The 16,208-nt window shown below is 67.0% G+C and carries 12 protein-coding genes; 5 read left to right on the top strand and 7 right to left on the bottom strand.

All coding sequences use genetic code 11. From position 1 onward, the window contains the following. Positions 1–728 precede the first annotated feature (728 nt). Entirely contained in the window at positions 729–1,496 is a 768-nt protein-coding gene (locus J2751_RS07545; protein ID WP_209484742.1) for a VOC family protein, read from the top strand. Between the two features lie 45 nt (positions 1,497–1,541). Here J2751_RS07545 and J2751_RS07540 read toward each other — a convergent pair whose 3' ends face one another. Next, on the bottom strand, positions 1,542–1,949 hold the full coding sequence (locus tag J2751_RS07540) for a Zn-ribbon domain-containing OB-fold protein (protein WP_209484740.1): 408 nt from the start codon (positions 1,947–1,949) through the stop codon (positions 1,542–1,544). Next, positions 1,946–3,112, bottom strand: a complete 1,167-nt coding sequence (locus J2751_RS07535) for a thiolase domain-containing protein (RefSeq protein WP_209484738.1) — start codon at positions 3,110–3,112, stop codon at positions 1,946–1,948. The genes J2751_RS07540 and J2751_RS07535 overlap by 4 nt, the downstream gene beginning before the upstream one ends. Before the next feature lie 258 nt (positions 3,113–3,370). Here J2751_RS07535 and J2751_RS07530 point away from each other — a divergent pair, with 258 nt between their 5' ends. Next, positions 3,371–3,853, top strand: a complete 483-nt coding sequence (locus tag J2751_RS07530) for a redoxin domain-containing protein (protein WP_209484736.1) — start codon at positions 3,371–3,373, stop codon at positions 3,851–3,853. A gap of 29 nt (positions 3,854–3,882) precedes the next feature. Here J2751_RS07530 and J2751_RS07525 read toward each other — a convergent pair whose 3' ends face one another. The 3 genes from J2751_RS07525 to gyrB form a co-directional block, all read right to left on the bottom strand. Further along, positions 3,883–5,940 carry an AMP-binding protein gene (locus tag J2751_RS07525; protein ID WP_209484734.1) on the bottom strand — a complete coding sequence of 686 codons (2,058 nt, stop codon included), beginning with the start codon at positions 5,938–5,940 and terminating at the stop codon, positions 3,883–3,885. 96 nt (positions 5,941–6,036) lie between these two features. Beyond that, positions 6,037–8,574 (bottom strand): DNA gyrase subunit A, encoded by a 2,538-nt coding sequence (gene gyrA, locus J2751_RS07520; protein WP_209484732.1) that lies wholly within the window; start codon positions 8,572–8,574, stop codon positions 6,037–6,039. Beyond that, entirely contained in the window at positions 8,571–10,487 is a 1,917-nt protein-coding gene (gene gyrB / locus J2751_RS07515) for a DNA topoisomerase (ATP-hydrolyzing) subunit B (RefSeq protein WP_209484730.1), read from the bottom strand. The genes gyrA and gyrB overlap by 4 nt, the downstream gene beginning before the upstream one ends. 188 nt (positions 10,488–10,675) lie before the next feature. Here gyrB and J2751_RS07510 point away from each other — a divergent pair, with 188 nt between their 5' ends. Next, positions 10,676–11,518, top strand: coding sequence for a ZIP family metal transporter (locus J2751_RS07510; RefSeq protein ID WP_209484728.1), 843 nt, complete (start codon positions 10,676–10,678; stop codon positions 11,516–11,518). Positions 11,519–11,542: 24 nt separating this feature from the next. On the opposite strand, the gene aroC is transcribed toward J2751_RS07510, so the two are convergent. Continuing rightward, entirely contained in the window at positions 11,543–12,730 is a 1,188-nt protein-coding gene (aroC, locus tag J2751_RS07505) for a chorismate synthase (protein ID WP_209484726.1), read from the bottom strand. A gap of 167 nt (positions 12,731–12,897) precedes the next feature. Between aroC and J2751_RS07500 the strand changes: the two genes are divergently transcribed. After that, a complete protein-coding gene (locus J2751_RS07500) occupies positions 12,898–14,310 on the top strand; it encodes an oxidoreductase (protein WP_209484724.1) in 1,413 nt (470 codons plus the stop codon). 21 nt (positions 14,311–14,331) lie between these two features. Beyond that, the gene (locus J2751_RS07495) at positions 14,332–14,553 is read left to right on the top strand and encodes a hypothetical protein (RefSeq protein ID WP_209484722.1); all 222 of its coding nucleotides are present in this window, start codon (positions 14,332–14,334) and stop codon (positions 14,551–14,553) included. Between the two features lie 23 nt (positions 14,554–14,576). On the opposite strand, the gene J2751_RS07490 is transcribed toward J2751_RS07495, so the two are convergent. Next, positions 14,577–16,100 (bottom strand): molybdopterin-dependent oxidoreductase, encoded by a 1,524-nt coding sequence (locus J2751_RS07490; RefSeq protein WP_209484720.1) that lies wholly within the window; start codon positions 16,098–16,100, stop codon positions 14,577–14,579. Between the last annotated feature and the right edge of the window lie 108 nt (positions 16,101–16,208).

The following is a 16,208-nucleotide window of genomic DNA, read 5'->3' as shown; positions in this document are numbered from 1 at the left end:
CGCGCCCCGGTGAGCGGCCCGGAGGGCCGCGAACCGCCGGTGCGAGGGAGTCGCGGGCGCCTTATAAGGCGCCAGCGACGAGGCTGGGGAGGTATGAGGTGCGGTGCTGTGCGGGGTGGGACTCAAAGGGGCAGCCGTGCGGGCGGCGTAGGCGTTCACGAGAGCGGAGCTCTCGTGAGCCAATCAGAACGCGAAGCGTTCTGATGACGATGTAAGCACCGCAGGGAGCGAGTGAAACGAGCGACTGAGGAGCGCAGCGAGCGTACGCCGCCCGCACGGCTGGGGCTTTGGAGGCGTTCGCCGTCGAACTACCGTCGATCGCTTATAAACAAGCGGCTGGGGCTTTGGAGGCGTTCGCCGTCGATCTGCCATCAATCATTTATAAACAAGCGGCTGAGGATTTGAAGAGCGTCATCGCGCCAGCAACGGGTTATAAACAGCCGCCAGCAACACCGCTCGTCTACTTATAAACAACCGACCATCCATATCGATATACCTACTCCCGCTATCGACCGCTGCTGTGTCTGTATTGGCCGCAACCGGAGCGGAACATATCGTTTTCTGGGGACTTCAACGGAGTCGCTTCGACCGAACGCGACCGGAGCGTTCGTGGGGCCGTACTCGGGCCCTCGCTTTCGCGGCGATCGGCACGTATCCGGACAGGGTGGATCGGGGGACGGTCGGCCCCGTTCAGTATCCTTTTGAGGCGAGCGGCCGATCCGTTGCGTATGGAGTCAACGTTCGACCACGTTATGATCCGTGTCGAGGACTTAGAGGAGAGTCTCGACTGGTATACGACTCACCTAAACTACGAGGAAAAGGGTCGCTGGGAGGCCGACACGTTCACGAACGTGTTCCTCGGTCCCGAGGATGTCCACGACGCGGGCGCGCTCTTGGAGCTCACCTACAACCACGACGGACGCTCCTACGAGATGGGCGACGCGTGGGGGCACATCGCGGTTCGTGTCCCCGAGGACGCGCTCCAGGAGTCGTACGACGAGCTGATGGAGGGCGGCGTCGACGACTACCGTGATCCGGAGTCCTGCGGGAACCGCTACGCGTTCGTGAAGGACCCGGACGGCCACGAGATCGAGATCGTCAAGCGCGACTACGGCGCGAAATGGAGCATCGATCACACCATGATCCGCGTCGAGGACGCCGACGAGGCGCTCGGCTACTGGACCCGCAAGTTCGAGTTCGGGGAGAGCCGCGACCGCTGGGAGGCAGACTCCTTCGCGAACTACTTCGTCGAGCCCGACGACGCGCCCGAGGAGGCGATGTCGCTCGAGCTCACCTACAACTACGACGGCCGAACCTACACGATGGGCGACGCGTGGGGCCACCTCGCGCTGGAAGTCGAGGACCTCGACGAGGCGTGGGAGACCCTCATGACTCGTGAAGCGCCCGACTACCGCGATCCGGAGTCCTGCGACCACAACTACGCGTTCACGAAGGACCAGGACGGCCACGAGGTCGAGTTGGTCACGAGCGACTGAGCCGGCCGACCGAGCGGGCTGCTCACGCTGGAAACGCCCCGCCTCTCACTTCTCCGCCGGTCGAAACACGACGACCGAACCGCCGTCGGTCTCCCGCTCTCCCACGTTGCTCTCGACGGATCGACCGACGGGTCCACTTCCGTCCTCGGGGTCGACACCGCGCAGCACGCCGGTCAGTCGCACGGGCCCGAAGCGGGCGATGGCCGTGACGTAGGGGGCGTCGTCGGCGAACCGCGGCGGCGGCACGTGGACGACCGTCGCCGTCTCGATCGTACCGACTGCGGGAAGCGGCTCGCGTGGGAGCGATGTCGACCCGCACTCCGGACAGACGCGTCGCGGGGGCAACGAGCCGTGTCCGTCCGGGCAGACGAGCGCGTATCCCTCGCCGTCCCCGAGCGCGTTGCGCCACTCGTCGTAGCCCGCGTTCCCGTACCCGGACGCTCCGTCGCTCATTCGGCCACCTCCAACACGTGGACCACTGCGCTGGCGACCGTCCCGCCCGCGTTGTGGGCGACGCCAACCTCGGCGTCCGGAACCCGGCCGCTGTTCGGGTGGTCGCCACGAAGCAGTCGCGTCAGCTCCGCGATCTGTGAGCCGCCGGTCGCGCCGACAGGATGGCCCTTCGCCTTCAGCCCGCCCGAGAGGTTCACGGGGAGGTCGCCGTCGGCGGTCGTGAGCCCGTCGCGAGCCGCTCGGATCCCCTCACCCGCCTCGGCGAACCCGAGCGACTCGATCGCGAGCACCTCCGCGATGGTGAAACAGTCGTGGACCTCGGCGACGTCGACGTCGTCCGGACCGATATCCGCGTCGTCGTAGGCCATCGTCGCGGCGTCGGTGGCGGCCGGCGTCCGCGCGAAGTGGTCGCGGTCGGCCAGCGCCATCCGGTCGGCTCCCTGTCCGGTCCCGGTCACCGCGACGGACGCGTCGAGGTCGTGTTCCTCCGCGTAGTCGGCCGACACGATCACGATCGCGCTCGCCCCGTCGGTGATCGGGCAGGCGTCGTAGAGGTGGAGCGGCGAGGCGACCGGCGGGGAATCGAGCGCCTCCTCGATAGAGACCTCACGCCGGTACTGGGCATACTCGTTCGGCAGCGCGTTCTCGTGGTTCTTCGAGGCAATGTGTGCGAGGTCCTCGCGGGTTCCGCCGTAGCGCTCGAAGTACGCGCGCGCCATCAGGGCGTACGCCCCGGGAAAGGTCATGCCAGCACGGACCTCGAAGAGGTCGTCGGCAGCGATCGCGAGCCCCTCGGTCGCGCCGTCGGTGTCGAGGTTCGTCATCCGCTCCATCCCGCCCGCGAGGACCACGTCGGCCTCGCCGGATCGGACGGTTCTGACGCCCTCACGGACCGCGACGCCGGCGGAGGCACACGCCTCCTCGTAGCGGGTCGCCGGACACGCGAGCCCGGCAGCCTCCGCCATCAGCGGTGCCTGATGGCCCTGGTGTTCCGCGAGCGACCCCATAAAGTTCCCGTAGTTGAGTTCGCCGACCGCCGTTGGGTCGACGTCGGCGTCCGCGAAGGCGCTCGCGGCGGCCTCCGCGAACAGGTCCCGTCCCGTGCGCTCGGGGTGGCTTCCGAACCGCGTGAGTCCGACCCCGGCGACGCGTACCTCCGTCATACATGAACGATGACCGGGGATCCCGTTTATGTCTGCCGGAACCGGGGTCCCGCGGTCGGGGTCCGCGTGCCGTGGCCCGTGGTCTCGTCTCCATTGAAAGTCCCCGTTCGCGGCCGCACGAGCCAGTCACACCCGCGTTCTCCGTCCAGCGTCTGGAGACGGGAGAGACGAACGTCGCCGTCCCACCCGGCGGTCCCGAACGGCCCCGGACCGCCGGCGGCCCTCCCGATATATACGTCCCCGGAACGTTCGGATCGCATGGTCAACGTAGGCGACGACGCACCGGAGTTCACCGGTTCGCTCGTGACCGAAGAGATGACACCGTTTCGGCTCACGGACCACCTCGGCGACGGCCCGGTCGTCCTCGCGTTCTTCCCGGCCGCGTTCTCGGGCACCTGTACCGACGAGATGCGCGCGCTCCGCGACGGGATCGACGAGTTCGGGAAGAAAACGACGGTACTCGGCGTGAGCACGGACCTGCCGCATGCCCTCCAACGGTATCGCGGGGAGTACGACCTCCCGTTCCCGCTCGTCGCGGACCCGGACCACAACGGGATCGAGGCGTACGACGTGGTCGCGGCGTTCGACCGCTACGGGGTCGAAGTCGTCGCACGACGCGCGGTGTTCGTGATCGACGCGGACGGAACCGTGACCTACCGGTGGCTCGCCGAGAACCCCGGGCAAGAGCCCGATTACGACGCGCTCGTCGACGCGATCCCGGAGTCGACGGCGTCGAACTGAGGTCGTATACGCGACCGATGCTCACGGCCTCACCTAGCGTTCCGAAGCCCGTCCAGCGCCTCCGGGTTCTCCATCGACGAGAGGTCTCCGGGGTCCTCCCCCGTATACACTGACTCGATCGCGCGCCGGACGATCTTCCCCGACTGGGTCTTCGGGAAGGCGTCGACGAACAGCAGTTCGCGCGGCCGGAACGGCTTCCCGTGCTCCTCGCCGACCAGTGCCCGAAGCGTCTCGCGAAGGTCGTCGCTCGGCTCGACGTCCGGTTCGAGCACGACGTACGCGACGACCGCGGTTCCCGTGGTGTCGTCGGGGACGCCGACCGCGGCAGCCTGATTGACCGCGTCGTGGTCGATGAGGACGCCCTCGATCTCGGCCGGACCGACCTTCCGCCCGGCGACGTTTAACGCGTCGTCGGCGCGTCCGTGGAGGAACCAGAAGCCGTCGGCGTCCTTCTGTGCGAAGTCGCCGTGGTCCCAGAGATCCGGCCACGTCGACCAGTACTCCTCGAGATAGCGCTCGTCGCCCGACCAGAGACTCTTCGTCATCGAGGGACAGGAGTCGCGAGCGACGAGGAAGCCGCGCTCGCCCGTTTCGGCGATCGACTCGCCCGCCTCGTTCACGATGTCGACGTCCATTCCGAGTCCGGGGCCGCCGAGGGTACACGGCTTCAGTGGCTGGTTGGGCATCGGCATCAGGAAACAGCCGCAGATCTCGGTTCCGCCGGAGATATTGATTATCGGACACTCGCCGCCGCCCACCGCGTCGTAGAACCACCGCCACGACTCCGGATCCCACGGCTCGCCCGTCGACCCCAGTATGCGGAGCGAGGAGAGATCGTGGCCGTCGACCCATTGGTCACCGTGCTTGCGAAGCGCCCGGATCGCGGTCGGAGAGACGCCGAACTGGGTGACGCCGTGCCGGTCGATCAGCTCCCAGAACCGGTCCGGCTCCGGATGGTCGGGTGCGCCCTCGTACATCACGACCGTCCCGCCGAACGCGTGGTTCCCGATCAGCGTCCACGGCCCCATCATCCACCCGATGTCGGAGACCCAGAAGAACCGGTCGGCGGGCTTCTGGTCGAAGCCGAAGTGAATCTCCTTGGCACACTGAGTCAGAACGCCGGCGTGCGTGTGAACGATCCCCTTGGGCGTCCCGGTCGTCCCCGAGGAGTACAACAGCATGGACTCGGCGTCGCTCGGGAGTCGCTTCGTCTCGTACGCGGACGACTGCGATCCGACCGCGTCGCTCCACGCCACGTCCCGGTCGCCGTGCCACGGAACCGGCTCGTCGGAATCGCCGCCGGGAGTTGCGCCCAGCCGGTCATAGACCACAGTGTGTTCGACGTGCCCGGTCGCCTCGATCGCCTCGTCGGCCGTCCCCTTCAGGCGGACCTCGCTCCCACGGCGGTAGAACCCGTCGCCGGTGAAAAGCACGGTGGGCTCCGCGTCGTCGATCCGCGTCGCCGTCGCCTCGGTCCCGAACCCGGAGAAGATCGGCACCCCTATGGCACCGACTTTCAGACAGCCGTAGAGGATCGAGACCACCTCGGGCACCATCGGCATATACATCCCCACCGTATCCCCCGTCTCGACTCCGACGGACTCCAGATAGTTGGCGACGCGATCGCTCTCGCGGCACAGTTCGTGGAACGTGATCTCGCGAACGTCTCCGGGCTCGCCCTCCCAGATCAGCGCGACACGGTTCCGGTTCGGGGAGTCGACGGCTGCGTGGCGGTCGACGACGTTGTGTGCGACGTTGATCTCGCCGCCGGGATACCAGTCGGTGAACTGGGGTCCGTCCGTATCGTCGCCGGACTGCGTCCGGTTGCCCGCGGAGCCCCGCTCCGTATTGTCCCGGACCGTCTCGTAGTCGGTATAAAAATCGATGTCGAGGTAGTCGGTTATCTCGTCCCAGAACCAGTCGACGCCCGACGCCGGTTCGCCGTCGACCTCGGTCGTCGTCCGCTCGATCAGCTCCTCGTAGTCGTCGATCCCGTACTCGCGCATGAACGCCGCGACGTTCGTCGACGCGGCGAACGCCTCGCTCGGCTCGTGTACGACCTCGTCGATCCCCTCGTACTCGTCCATCTCGTTCCGCCGTTTTCGCGGTAACCGTAAGTAATTTTCCTGAACGTTTTTGGGAGAAGGTCGCACCGTCCCATTCAAAAAGGGGATACCGGTCGGCTACTCGGTGTCAGCGCCGGGTTCCGCGTCCGAATCGACGGGGTCCCCGTCGACGGTATCGGCGTCCTCGACGCCCTCGTCGTCCGCGTACGCGGCCTCCGGAACGATGTCCACGGACGCGACCCGGTCATCGGCCTCCAAGTTCATCACGATGACGCCCATCGTGTTCCGGCTCACCGTCGATATCTCCTCGACGCGGGTACGCATGATCTGTCCGTCGCCGCTCATCGCGAGCAGGTGGTCGCCGTAGGTGACCGCCTCGATGGCGACGACCGGTCCGTTTCGATCGCCGGTCTTGATGTCGACGAGCCCCATCCCATTGCGCGACTGCGGACGATACTCGTCGAGATCCGAGCGCTTCCCGTACCCGTTCTCGGTGACCGTGAGCACCCAGTCGTGGCGGTCCGCGTCGATCGCGGCGACGCCGGCGACCGAGTCGCCCTCGCGGAGGTCGATCCCGATCACGCCGCGGGCGGTCCGGCCCATCGCGCGCGCTTCGCCCTCGTCGAACCGGATCGCCATTCCGTTCCGACTCCCGATGACGATGTCGGTCTCCCCGTCGGTCACCTCGACGTCGACGAGTTCGTCGCCGTCCTCCAGCCGGATCGCCCGGATCCCGGTCGACCGGATGTTGCCGAACTGGTCGACCGCGGTCCGCTTGATGTAGCCGTCGCGGGTGACCATCGTGAGGAACTCGTCGTCGTCGAGATCCTCGGTGTTGACGACCGCCTCGATCTCCTCGCCGTCGCCGAGATCGAGGAGGTTGACCGCGGACTTCCCGCGCGCGGTCCGCGACATCTCCGGGATCTCGTACGTCTTCAGCTCGTAGATCTGGCCGTGGTTGGTGAAAACGAGCAGGTAGTCGTGGGAGTTGGCGGCGAACACCGACGACACCCGGTCGTTCTCCTTGAGTCCCGTTCCGATGATCCCCTTTCCGCCGCGGTTCTGCGCGCGGAACGTCTCCAGCGACATCCGCTTGATGTAGTCGTCCTCGCTCATGACGACGACGCACTCCTCCTCCGGAATGAGATCCTCGTGGGTGACGGTTCCGGCGTCCTCGATGAAGCTCGTCCGGCGCTCGTCGGCGTACTCGTCTCGGATCGCCCGAAGCTCATCGACGATCACCGCGTCGAGCTCGTCCGGGTCGGCGAGGATCGTCTCCAGCCGCTCGATCCGAGCGGTGACGTCCGCGTACTCCGACTCGATCTCTTGGGTCTCCATCGAGGTGAGCGAGCCGAGCTGCATCCGGACGATGTGTTCGGCCTGCGCCTCGGAGAAGCCGAAGTCGGCCTCCAGCGCCGTTTTCGCGGCGTCTCGGTCCTCGGAGTCCTGTATCGTCTCGACGACGCTGTCGACGTGTTCGAGCGCCTTGAGCCGCCCTTCGAGGATGTGTGCGCGGTCCTCCTTCTCGTCGAGCTCGTGTCGCGAGCGACGGCGCACCACGTCGCGTCGATGCTCGACGTAGTGTTCGAGCGTCTCCTTGAGGTCGAGCACCTGTGGCGCGCCATCGACCAAGGCGAGGTTGATCACGCCGAACGTCCGTTCGAGGTGACTCTCAAGTAGCTGGTTCTTGACGACCTCGGCCATCGCGTCGCGTTTGAGGTCGACGACGACGCGGATCCCGTCGCGGTCCGACTCGTCGCGCAGGTCGCGGATCCCCTCGATCGCGCCCTCGTTGACATCGTCGGCGATCCGCTCGACGAGTCGCGATTTGTTCTGCTGGAACGGAAGCTCCGTGATCACGATCCTGCCCTCCTCCTCGTCGACCTCGAACTCGGCGCGGACGCGGACGCGACCCCGACCCGTCTTGTACGCTTTATGAACCGCGTTGCGGCCGACGATGTTCGCGCCCGTCGGGAAGTCGGGCCCCTTGACGTGTTCCATCAAGTCCTCGACGGTCGCGTCCGGTGTCTCGATCAGTTCGACGGTCGCGTCGATCACCTCGCCGAGGTTGTGCGGCGGGATGTTCGTACTCATCCCAACGGCGATCCCCGACGACCCGTTGACGAGCAGGTTCGGGAACGCCGCCGGCAACACGTCCGGTTCCATGAGTCGGTCGTCGTAGTTGGAACTGAACTCGACCGTGTCACGCTCGATGTCGGCCATCAGCTCCTCGGCGATGGGGGCCATCCGCGCCTCCGTGTACCGCATCGCGGCCGGCGGATCGCCGTCGACGGAGCCGAAGTTCCCCTGTCCGTCGACGAGCGGGTACCGCATCGAGAAGTCCTGTGCCATTCGCGCCAGCGTGTCGTAGATGGCGCTGTCGCCGTGGGGGTGATAGTCACCCATCGTCTCACCGACGATGGATGAGGACTTCCGGTGTGCCGACCGGGAAGTGACGCCCGCCTCGTTCATCGCGTAGAGGATGCGTCGATGGACCGGTTTGAGGCCGTCACGGACGTCCGGGAGCGCGCGACCCGCGATGACGGACATCGCGTAGTCGATGTACGACTGCTCCATCTCGTCCTCGATACGGGCGGTCTCGACCCTCGCGGCCGGGAGGTCGCCGTCGTCCGGCCCGGGTACCTCGGAGCTCATATGTCCACCCACTCCGCCTCGGTCGCGTGCTCCTTGATGAACTGTTTCCGTGGCTCGACCGCGTCGCCCATCAGGACGTTGAACATGCGGTCCGCGGCGGCGGCGTCGTCGATCGTGATCCGTTTTAAGATCCGGTTTTCGGGGTCCATCGTCGTGTTCCACAGCTGGTCGGGGTTCATCTCGCCCAGTCCTTTGAACCGCTGGGTCTGGTCAGGGTTGCCGCCACACTCCTCCTCGATGATGCGGTCGCGTTCAGCCTCGGTCATCGCGTCGTACGTCTCCGATCCCTTTCGGATCCGGTACAGCGGCGGCTGTGCCGCGTACACGTAGCCGGCCTCGATGAGCGGCTTCATGTGCCGGTATAGGAGGGTCAACAACAGCGTCCGAATGTGCGCGCCGTCGACGTCGGCGTCGACGAGCAGAATGATCTTGTTGTAGCGAACGTCCTCGATGTCGAACTCCTCACCGATCCCCGCGCCGATCGCGGTGATCAGCGCGCGGATCTCGTCGTTCTCCAGAATGCGGTCGAGTCGGTGTTTCTCCACGTTGAGGATCTTACCTTTAAGCGGAAGGATCGCCTGATTCTCGCGGTTTCGACCCTGCTTTGCGCTTCCACCGGCGCTGTCGCCTTCCACAACGAACAGCTCCGCTTCCGTGGGGTCGCGAGTCTGACAGTCGGCGAGCTTGCCGGGCAGCGCCGAGGACTCCAGCGCCGACTTCCGGCGGGTGAGCTCCTCGGCCTTCTTCGCCGCCTTGCGCGCTCGGGCAGCCTCCGCAGCTTTATGAACGACCTTCCGTGCGGTGTCCGGGTTCTCCTCGAAGAACGTGCCGAGCTGCTCGTGGGTCGCGGACTCGACGACGCCACGGACCTCGCTGTTGCCGAGCTTCGTCTTCGTCTGCCCCTCGAACTGCGGGTCGGGGTGTTTCACCGAGATGACCGCGGTGAGCCCCTCGCGAACGTCCTCACCTTTGAGATTGGCGTCCAGGTCATCGACGAGCCCGTGCTCGTTGGCGTAGTCGTTGACGACGCGCGTGAGCGCCGTTTTAAATCCGGTGAGGTGTGTACCACCCTCGCGGGTGTTGATGTTGTTCGCGAACGCGTGGACAGAGCCCTGTAGCTCCTCGGTCGCCTGCATGGCGACCTCGACGTGAACCCCGTCGTCCTCGCCCTCGAAGTAGATGACCTCGTCGTGGATCGGGGTTCGTGTCTCGTTGAGATAGCCGACAAACTCGCGGATGCCGCCGTCGTAGCGAAACGTCTCTGCCTCGCCGTTTCGGTCGTCCGCAAGCGCGATCTCGACGCCGGAGTTGAGGAAGGCGAGCTCGCGAAGTCGGTTCGAGAGCGTCGAGAACTCGAAGTCGGTCGTCTCGAACACCTCGTCGTCGGGCCAAAACCGGATGTGCGTGCCCGTCGACTCGCCGGCCTCCATGTCGCGGACGCGCTCGAACCCGTCCTCGTCCGGCTCTCCCTGCTGGAATCGATGCCTGAAGACGCCCCCGTCGCGTTTCACTTCGACCTCCAAGCGTTCCGAGAGCGCGTTGACGACGCTCACACCGACGCCGTGGAGACCGCCGGAGACCTGGTAGGACTTGGAGTCGAACTTGCCGCCGGCGTGGAGGACGGTCATGATGACCTCTAATGCCGGTCGGTCGTACTCCTCGTGAGTGTCGACTGGGATCCCGCGACCGTCGTCGCGGACGCTCACAGAGGCGTCGTCGTGGATCGTAACGCCGATCTGCTCACAGTAGCCGGCAAGCGCCTCGTCGATGGCGTTGTCGACGACTTCGTAGACGAGATGATGGAGCCCGCGCCCGTCCGTCGATCCGATATACATCGCCGGACGTTTACGAACGGCCTGAAGTCCCTCGAGGACCTGGATCTGGCCGGCTCCGTATTCGTTCTGCTCTGACATAGAACTTACCGGGAGTTACGCGTGGCGGCTTATAAAGACGGCGCACGCGCGCGGGCGTGAGACGGACGGGCCGCGGTCGTGACGGATGCGACCACGCGACGGGTGCGACACTCGCGACCCGCATACCTCGAACACGAGGCTACGGGTCGTCGACCGGACTTATATACTGCGGGACGGTACGCCGAGGCATGTCGGACCTTCTCACCGTGGTTGCGGTCACCGGGACCGCGGGGCTCGCGACCGGCCTCGGCGCGCTCCCCGTGTTCGCTCGGGCGCGCGTCACCCATCGGACCTACGACGCCGCGCTCGGGCTCGCAGCGGGGCTCATGGTCGCCGCGAGCGTGTTCGGGCTGGTCCTCCCGGGTATGGAGGAGGGGACGCTCGCTACCGTAATGGTCGGCGTGCTCCTCGGCGGGGTCACGCTGTTGGTCGGGAACTACGCGATACCCCATCTCCACGCGCAGTACCGCGAGTGGCTGCCCGAGGGCGGCGCGACCGACGACGACGCCGCCTCGATGGCGGCGACCACTCCCGACGCATCGCTCGGAGACCCGACCGCATCGATCGACGAGCAGGACTCCGTGCTCCGGAAGGCGGTGCTCATCGGCGGCGCGATCACCCTCCACAACGCGCCGGAGGGGCTCGCGATCGGCGTCGCCTTCGCCTCCGGGCTGGAGGAGGTGGCGCTGCTGCTCGCGGTCGTAATCGGACTCCAGAACGTCCCCGACGGCTTCGCGTTCGCGGTACCGATGGGCGAGACCGGAATGTCGAACCGGCGGGTGCTCGTCTACACGACCCTCTCCGGACTCGGTCCGCAGGTCATCGCGGGCGTCTTCGGGTTCACGCTGGTGTCGATCGCGGCCGGGTTGTTCCCGGTCGCCGCCGGGTTCGCGGCGGGCGCGATGCTCGCGGTCGTCTTCCGGGAGCTGATCCCCTCCTCACACGGCCACGGCCACGCGGACGCCGCGACCGGGGCGTTCCTCGTCGGCTTCGTGCTGTTGGTCGTCGTCGACGAAACCATCGTGGTGTGACTCGGGGGATCCAGCCGCCGCGACCTACTGGTTGTCCGGACTGCTCGGATGGTAGTCGGTGTCATACTGTCCGGGGGTGCCGTCGACGCGGTCGGGATTGATCCGGCCGGCGAGCAGCATGAAATCGAGGACGGTACAGTATAACATCGCCTCGACGACCGGCACCGCTCGCGGCGGGAGGACGGGGTCGTGTCGTCCGACCACTTGGACCTCCTTCTCCTCGCCCGTCTCCCAGTCGGCCGAGCGCTGTTTTTTCGGAATCGAGGTGGGCGCGTGCCACGTTGCCTCCCCGTAGATCGGTTCTCCTGTGGTGATGCCACCTTGAAGCCCGCCGTGGTCATTGCCGACCGGAACCGGATCGCCCTCGTCGCTTTCGACGTGCTCGAACGACTCGCCGTCGTCGAACGTCCAGTCCTCGTTGCGGTCGCTGCCGGCGACGTCACTGGCCCCTCGGCCGAGTCCGTACTCGACCGCCGTGGTGGCCGGAATCGAGAACATGGCCTGACCGATCCGCGCCGGGAAGCTGTCGAACCGCGGCGCGCCGAGCCCGCGCGGGACGCCGCGACACTCGAAGTAGATGGAGCCGCCGATGGAGTCCCCCCGTTCCTGATACGCCTCGATCAGCTCCTGCATCTCCGCGGCCGCCTCCGGATCCGCACACCGCACGTCGTTTTCCTCCGAGTGCTCGAGGATCTGCTCGAAGCTCACGTCGTCGGCCTCGACGTCGCCGATTCGGTTGACGTGCGCTTTGATCTCCACGTCGTGCTCGGAGGCGTCGAGGACCTGCTCGGCGACCGCGCCGGCCGCGACCCAGTTCACCGTCTCTCGCGCGGAGGAGCGCCCGCCGCCGCCCCAGTTGCGCGTGCCGAACTTCGCGGAGTAGGTGTAGTCGCCGTGGGAGGGGCGCGGCGCGGTGACGTACGGCTCGTACTTGCCCGAGCGCGCGTCCTTGTTCTGGATCACCATCCCGATCGGGGTGCCGGTGGTGTAGCCGTCCTGGACGCCGGAGTTGACGACGACCTCGTCTGGCTCGCCCCGGGAGGTCGTGATCATCGACTGACCCGGCTTCCGCCGGTCGAGCTGCGCTTGGATGGCCTCCTCGTCGAGATCGACCCCGGCGGGGACGCCCGAGACGGTGACGCCCATCGCCTCGCCGTGGCTCTCGCCGTACGTGGTGACCTGAAAGAGTCGGCCGAACCGGTTCCCGTTCATGTCCGTACGTGTGGCCGGGGGCATATATGGGTTGCAATCCGCGCAAGCGCGACGGCGTTCATTCCGTGGTGCGCAATCGGGCGGAGAACCGCGGATCGCGACCGCTCGGAAAACCGCGACTCGCGATCGGAGGAAACGTCAAGAGACGCGACGGCCAAGACACCGGTATGACTGCGGTCCCGCGTGAGAGACGACCGCCCACCCTCGACGATCCCGTTGATTTCGCCGGCGTACGACTCCGGAACCGACTGTACCGCGCCCCCGTACTGGAATGTGCAGGCAACGACGACGACGCCGTCGACCGCCTAATAGCGGACCTCGAACCCGCCGCGGCCGCCGGCGCGGGCCTGATCCATCAGGGAGCGACGATCGTGACGGGCGAAGGGGGCTGCGCCGCGCCCGGCATGACGCGCGTCCACGACCCCGACTTCGTCGCCGGTCTGGCTCGCCTAACCGACGCCGTCCACGCGCACGGGTCGCGGATCGCGATCCAACTGGAACACGGGGGCCTTCGTTCCATGGAGGTCTGGCACGACGCCTACGGGCGAGCCAATCCCGACCGCCACCAGCTTGCCGTCTCCCGCCCGCCGCGAGTCCTCCGCGCGCTCGACCGACTGGGATTTCTCGACCTCTCGCCGCGAGTCATGACGACCGCCGAGGTCGAGTCGCTCGTCGACGACTTCGCTCGGGCGGCCGCCCGCGCGGTCGACGCCGGGTACGACGCGATCCATATCGCCGGCGCGAACATGGGGATCGTCCAGCAGTTCCTCTCACCCTTTTATAACCGGCGCGAGGACCGGTTCGGGATCGATCCGGCCGTCGGCCCCGACGGGACGCCCGGCGTCGGCGTCGCGTTTCTTGAGCGGCTGGCCGAGGCGATCCGCGACCGCGCCGGCGACGTCCCCCTTTTAACGAAGATCCCCTCCGAACGCCCGACGCTTCCGGGGATCGGCCCGTACCTCTCCGACAACGACGCGGTCGCCGCCTGCGAGCGACTCGCCGGCACGGAGGGTCCGTTCGACGCGGTCGTCCCGGTCCGGACGAGCGTGTTCTGGGACATGAGCGTCGTGCGTGGCGCGTTCCCCGCGTCAGCCTGGCGTGACGAACGGTTCCGTGACGGCTTTCGCGAGGCGTTCGGATCGCTGCCGCGCGCGGCCGCCGTCGCGGCCGGTAACTGGATCGAGTCGTTCGTCTACGACCGCGAGCCCGGCTGGAACCGCGACCTCTGTCGGCGGGTTCGTCACCGGGTCGACGCGCCCGTGTTGTGTGAGGGCGGGCTCCGCGATCGGGCCCAGTTGGACGACGCGCTCGCCCGCGACGCCGACCTCGTGGGAATGGCGCGCCCCTTTTATGCGGAGCCGGAGCTCCCGGCGCGGCTGCTCGGGGCCGGAGCGGAGCCCGAGGCCCGTGCCGTCTGTGCCGACTGTAACAACTGCGCGATCGCGCAGGCGGCCGGCGAGTCCGGGGTCTGTCGGACGCCCGCGGTGCTCCGGGCAGCCGGCGAGCTTCGTCGACAGGGGGCGTACGATCGGAACGGAGCGGGGGACGGTCGAGACGCCGGAACCGGTGATAGTTTATAAATCGGCACCGTGAGGAGTCGTATGCGCGACCGACTCACGTCCGATCTCGGCGTGTACGCCCTCTCCGGACTGTTCTCTCTGGTCGTGTTCGTCGTCGCGCTCTGGATCCTCTCCACGACGCTTCCGGGCGGACTCGGCGTTCGACGAACCGGCGGGTTGGTCGTCGGCTATCTGTTGTTCGTCGGCGTGTACGCGGCCGCGTGGTACATCTACGCCGGTATCGACACGCGCGAAGAGGTTTAAAAGGGTTGACGGGTCGGAGCCGCCTACTCGACCGAGACGGTCTCGCGATGCCACCCAGTCGCACCGCTCGGCCGCGGGCTCGTCTCGACGTCGGTCTGGACCGTTCCGTCGCGGAGCACCGCGCGGGCGACGACCTCGAACTCGGACCGGCCGGGTGCGTCGAACGTGTGTCGCCACCGTCGCCACGCGTGAGCAGCGATCTGCGGCTCCAGCTCGGTCGTCTCCCACGTCTCGCCGCCGTCGACGCTCACCTCGACGCCGGATATCTCCTCGACTCCGGTTTCGAGACCGGCGAACGCGACGCCCCCGACGACGACCTCGTCGCCGTCACGCTCCGCACCGCGGACGTACGACATCGGATTGACGACGGCCTGCTCGTCCCAGCCGCGCTCCTCCCAGTACGCCTCGTGTTCCTCCTCGCGGAGCTCGATCCGATCTATCCACTTGGTCATCTTCATTCCGTATCGTCCGGGGATCAGCAGCCGAGCGGGGAAGCCGTGCTCCGGCTCCAAGGTCCGATCGTCCATCCCGTACGCGATCAGGACATCCTCGCGTTCGACCAAGTCGAACGGGATGGCCTCACTGTAGCCGTCGGCAGCGTGCGTGACGACGCTTACCGCCGCCTCGTTCGGGGCGGCGGCCGCGACGAGATCCGAGAGCTGAACGCCGGTCCAGTGACCGGTCCCGATCAGGCCACCCCCGACCGGGTTCGAGATACAGAGCATCGTCGTCGGCTGTTCGACGCGGTCGTCGTGGTCGAGCAGTTCGTCATACGTCAACGAGTACGGCTCGTCGACGGCACCCTCGACGTCCAAACGCCACGCGTCGAGATCGACGGCCGGCGGGTTCACGTTGATGTCGACCACGTAGTGATCGCCGTACTCGGTGATCGCCGTCGGCATTCCGTCGAAAGCGAAGGCGGGGTCACCCTCCGGCGGGGTCACTGACTCCGGGAGTGGCTCTCCCGCGCGCTCGCTCACACCCGGCCCGACGAGCCGATCGAACCCCGTTCTGAGCCCGACGCCGGCAAGGACACTGACGACGCCGTACGCACCGACCCGTCGGAGAAACCGGCGTCGAGTCTGCGGTCGACCGGTCGGTCGAAGCCCGGACGCGACCACAGCCGGGGCAGCGACACAAAGCACGACGGCGACGAGAAACCCGGCCGAGACGCCGGATCCCACGGCGTACAGCACCGGGACGGTGACGACAAGGCTCGCGACGGCGACCGTCCGGGATCCCCGCTCCGGGAGCGGTCGGATCGTCAGGATCGCCGCCGGGATGGCGACGAGCACGGCCGTGACACTCGCCACGAGCACCGGCGTCGCGTAGAACCCGAGCGTGCTCACGGCCGCGGTCGAGAGCCACCCCGGTGACGACACGATGACTGACTCGGCGATCGTCTCGACGGCGAACCCGCCGACGAGGGGGCTCGCGGCGAACAGTCCGGCGATCCATGCGGCACCGATGGCAGCACCGACGAGTCCCCGACGGGTCGCACTTCCAGCGGTCACGGTCGCAGTGGTATCGGCGGTATCGGCGGTCATGTAGGAACGATTTCGAGGGTCATCACTGAATGATAGCATATAACAAACGGACGCCGGTTTACTCTTCCGGCTCGGGTTCGGTTCGCGAGTCGGTAGCTGGAGGACGAA

Source organism: Halorubrum alkaliphilum (genome assembly GCF_017873815.1).
In the GTDB taxonomy this organism is placed as follows: domain Archaea; phylum Halobacteriota; class Halobacteria; order Halobacteriales; family Haloferacaceae; genus Halorubrum; species Halorubrum alkaliphilum.
The sequence above is the reverse complement of the archived record's forward strand: the minus strand, read 5'-3'. Positions and strand labels throughout refer to the sequence as shown.

Excerpts from the sequence above, each read along its gene's own strand:
- J2751_RS07545 (WP_209484742.1), top strand. The coding sequence starts at position 729 with ATGGAGTCAACGTTCGACCACGTTATGATCCGTGTCGAGGACTTAGAG.
- J2751_RS07540 (WP_209484740.1), bottom strand. The coding sequence starts at position 1,949 with ATGAGCGACGGAGCGTCCGGGTACGGGAACGCGGGCTACGACGAGTGG.
- J2751_RS07535 (WP_209484738.1), bottom strand. The coding sequence starts at position 3,112 with ATGACGGAGGTACGCGTCGCCGGGGTCGGACTCACGCGGTTCGGAAGC.
- J2751_RS07530 (WP_209484736.1), top strand. The coding sequence starts at position 3,371 with ATGGTCAACGTAGGCGACGACGCACCGGAGTTCACCGGTTCGCTCGTG.
- J2751_RS07525 (WP_209484734.1), bottom strand. The coding sequence starts at position 5,940 with ATGGACGAGTACGAGGGGATCGACGAGGTCGTACACGAGCCGAGCGAG.
- gyrA (WP_209484732.1), bottom strand. The coding sequence starts at position 8,574 with ATGAGCTCCGAGGTACCCGGGCCGGACGACGGCGACCTCCCGGCCGCG.
- gyrB (WP_209484730.1), bottom strand. The coding sequence starts at position 10,487 with ATGTCAGAGCAGAACGAATACGGAGCCGGCCAGATCCAGGTCCTCGAG.
- J2751_RS07510 (WP_209484728.1), top strand. The coding sequence starts at position 10,676 with ATGTCGGACCTTCTCACCGTGGTTGCGGTCACCGGGACCGCGGGGCTC.
- aroC (WP_209484726.1), bottom strand. The coding sequence starts at position 12,730 with ATGAACGGGAACCGGTTCGGCCGACTCTTTCAGGTCACCACGTACGGC.
- J2751_RS07500 (WP_209484724.1), top strand. The coding sequence starts at position 12,898 with ATGACTGCGGTCCCGCGTGAGAGACGACCGCCCACCCTCGACGATCCC.
- J2751_RS07495 (WP_209484722.1), top strand. The coding sequence starts at position 14,332 with ATGCGCGACCGACTCACGTCCGATCTCGGCGTGTACGCCCTCTCCGGA.
- J2751_RS07490 (WP_209484720.1), bottom strand. The coding sequence starts at position 16,100 with ATGACCGCCGATACCGCCGATACCACTGCGACCGTGACCGCTGGAAGT.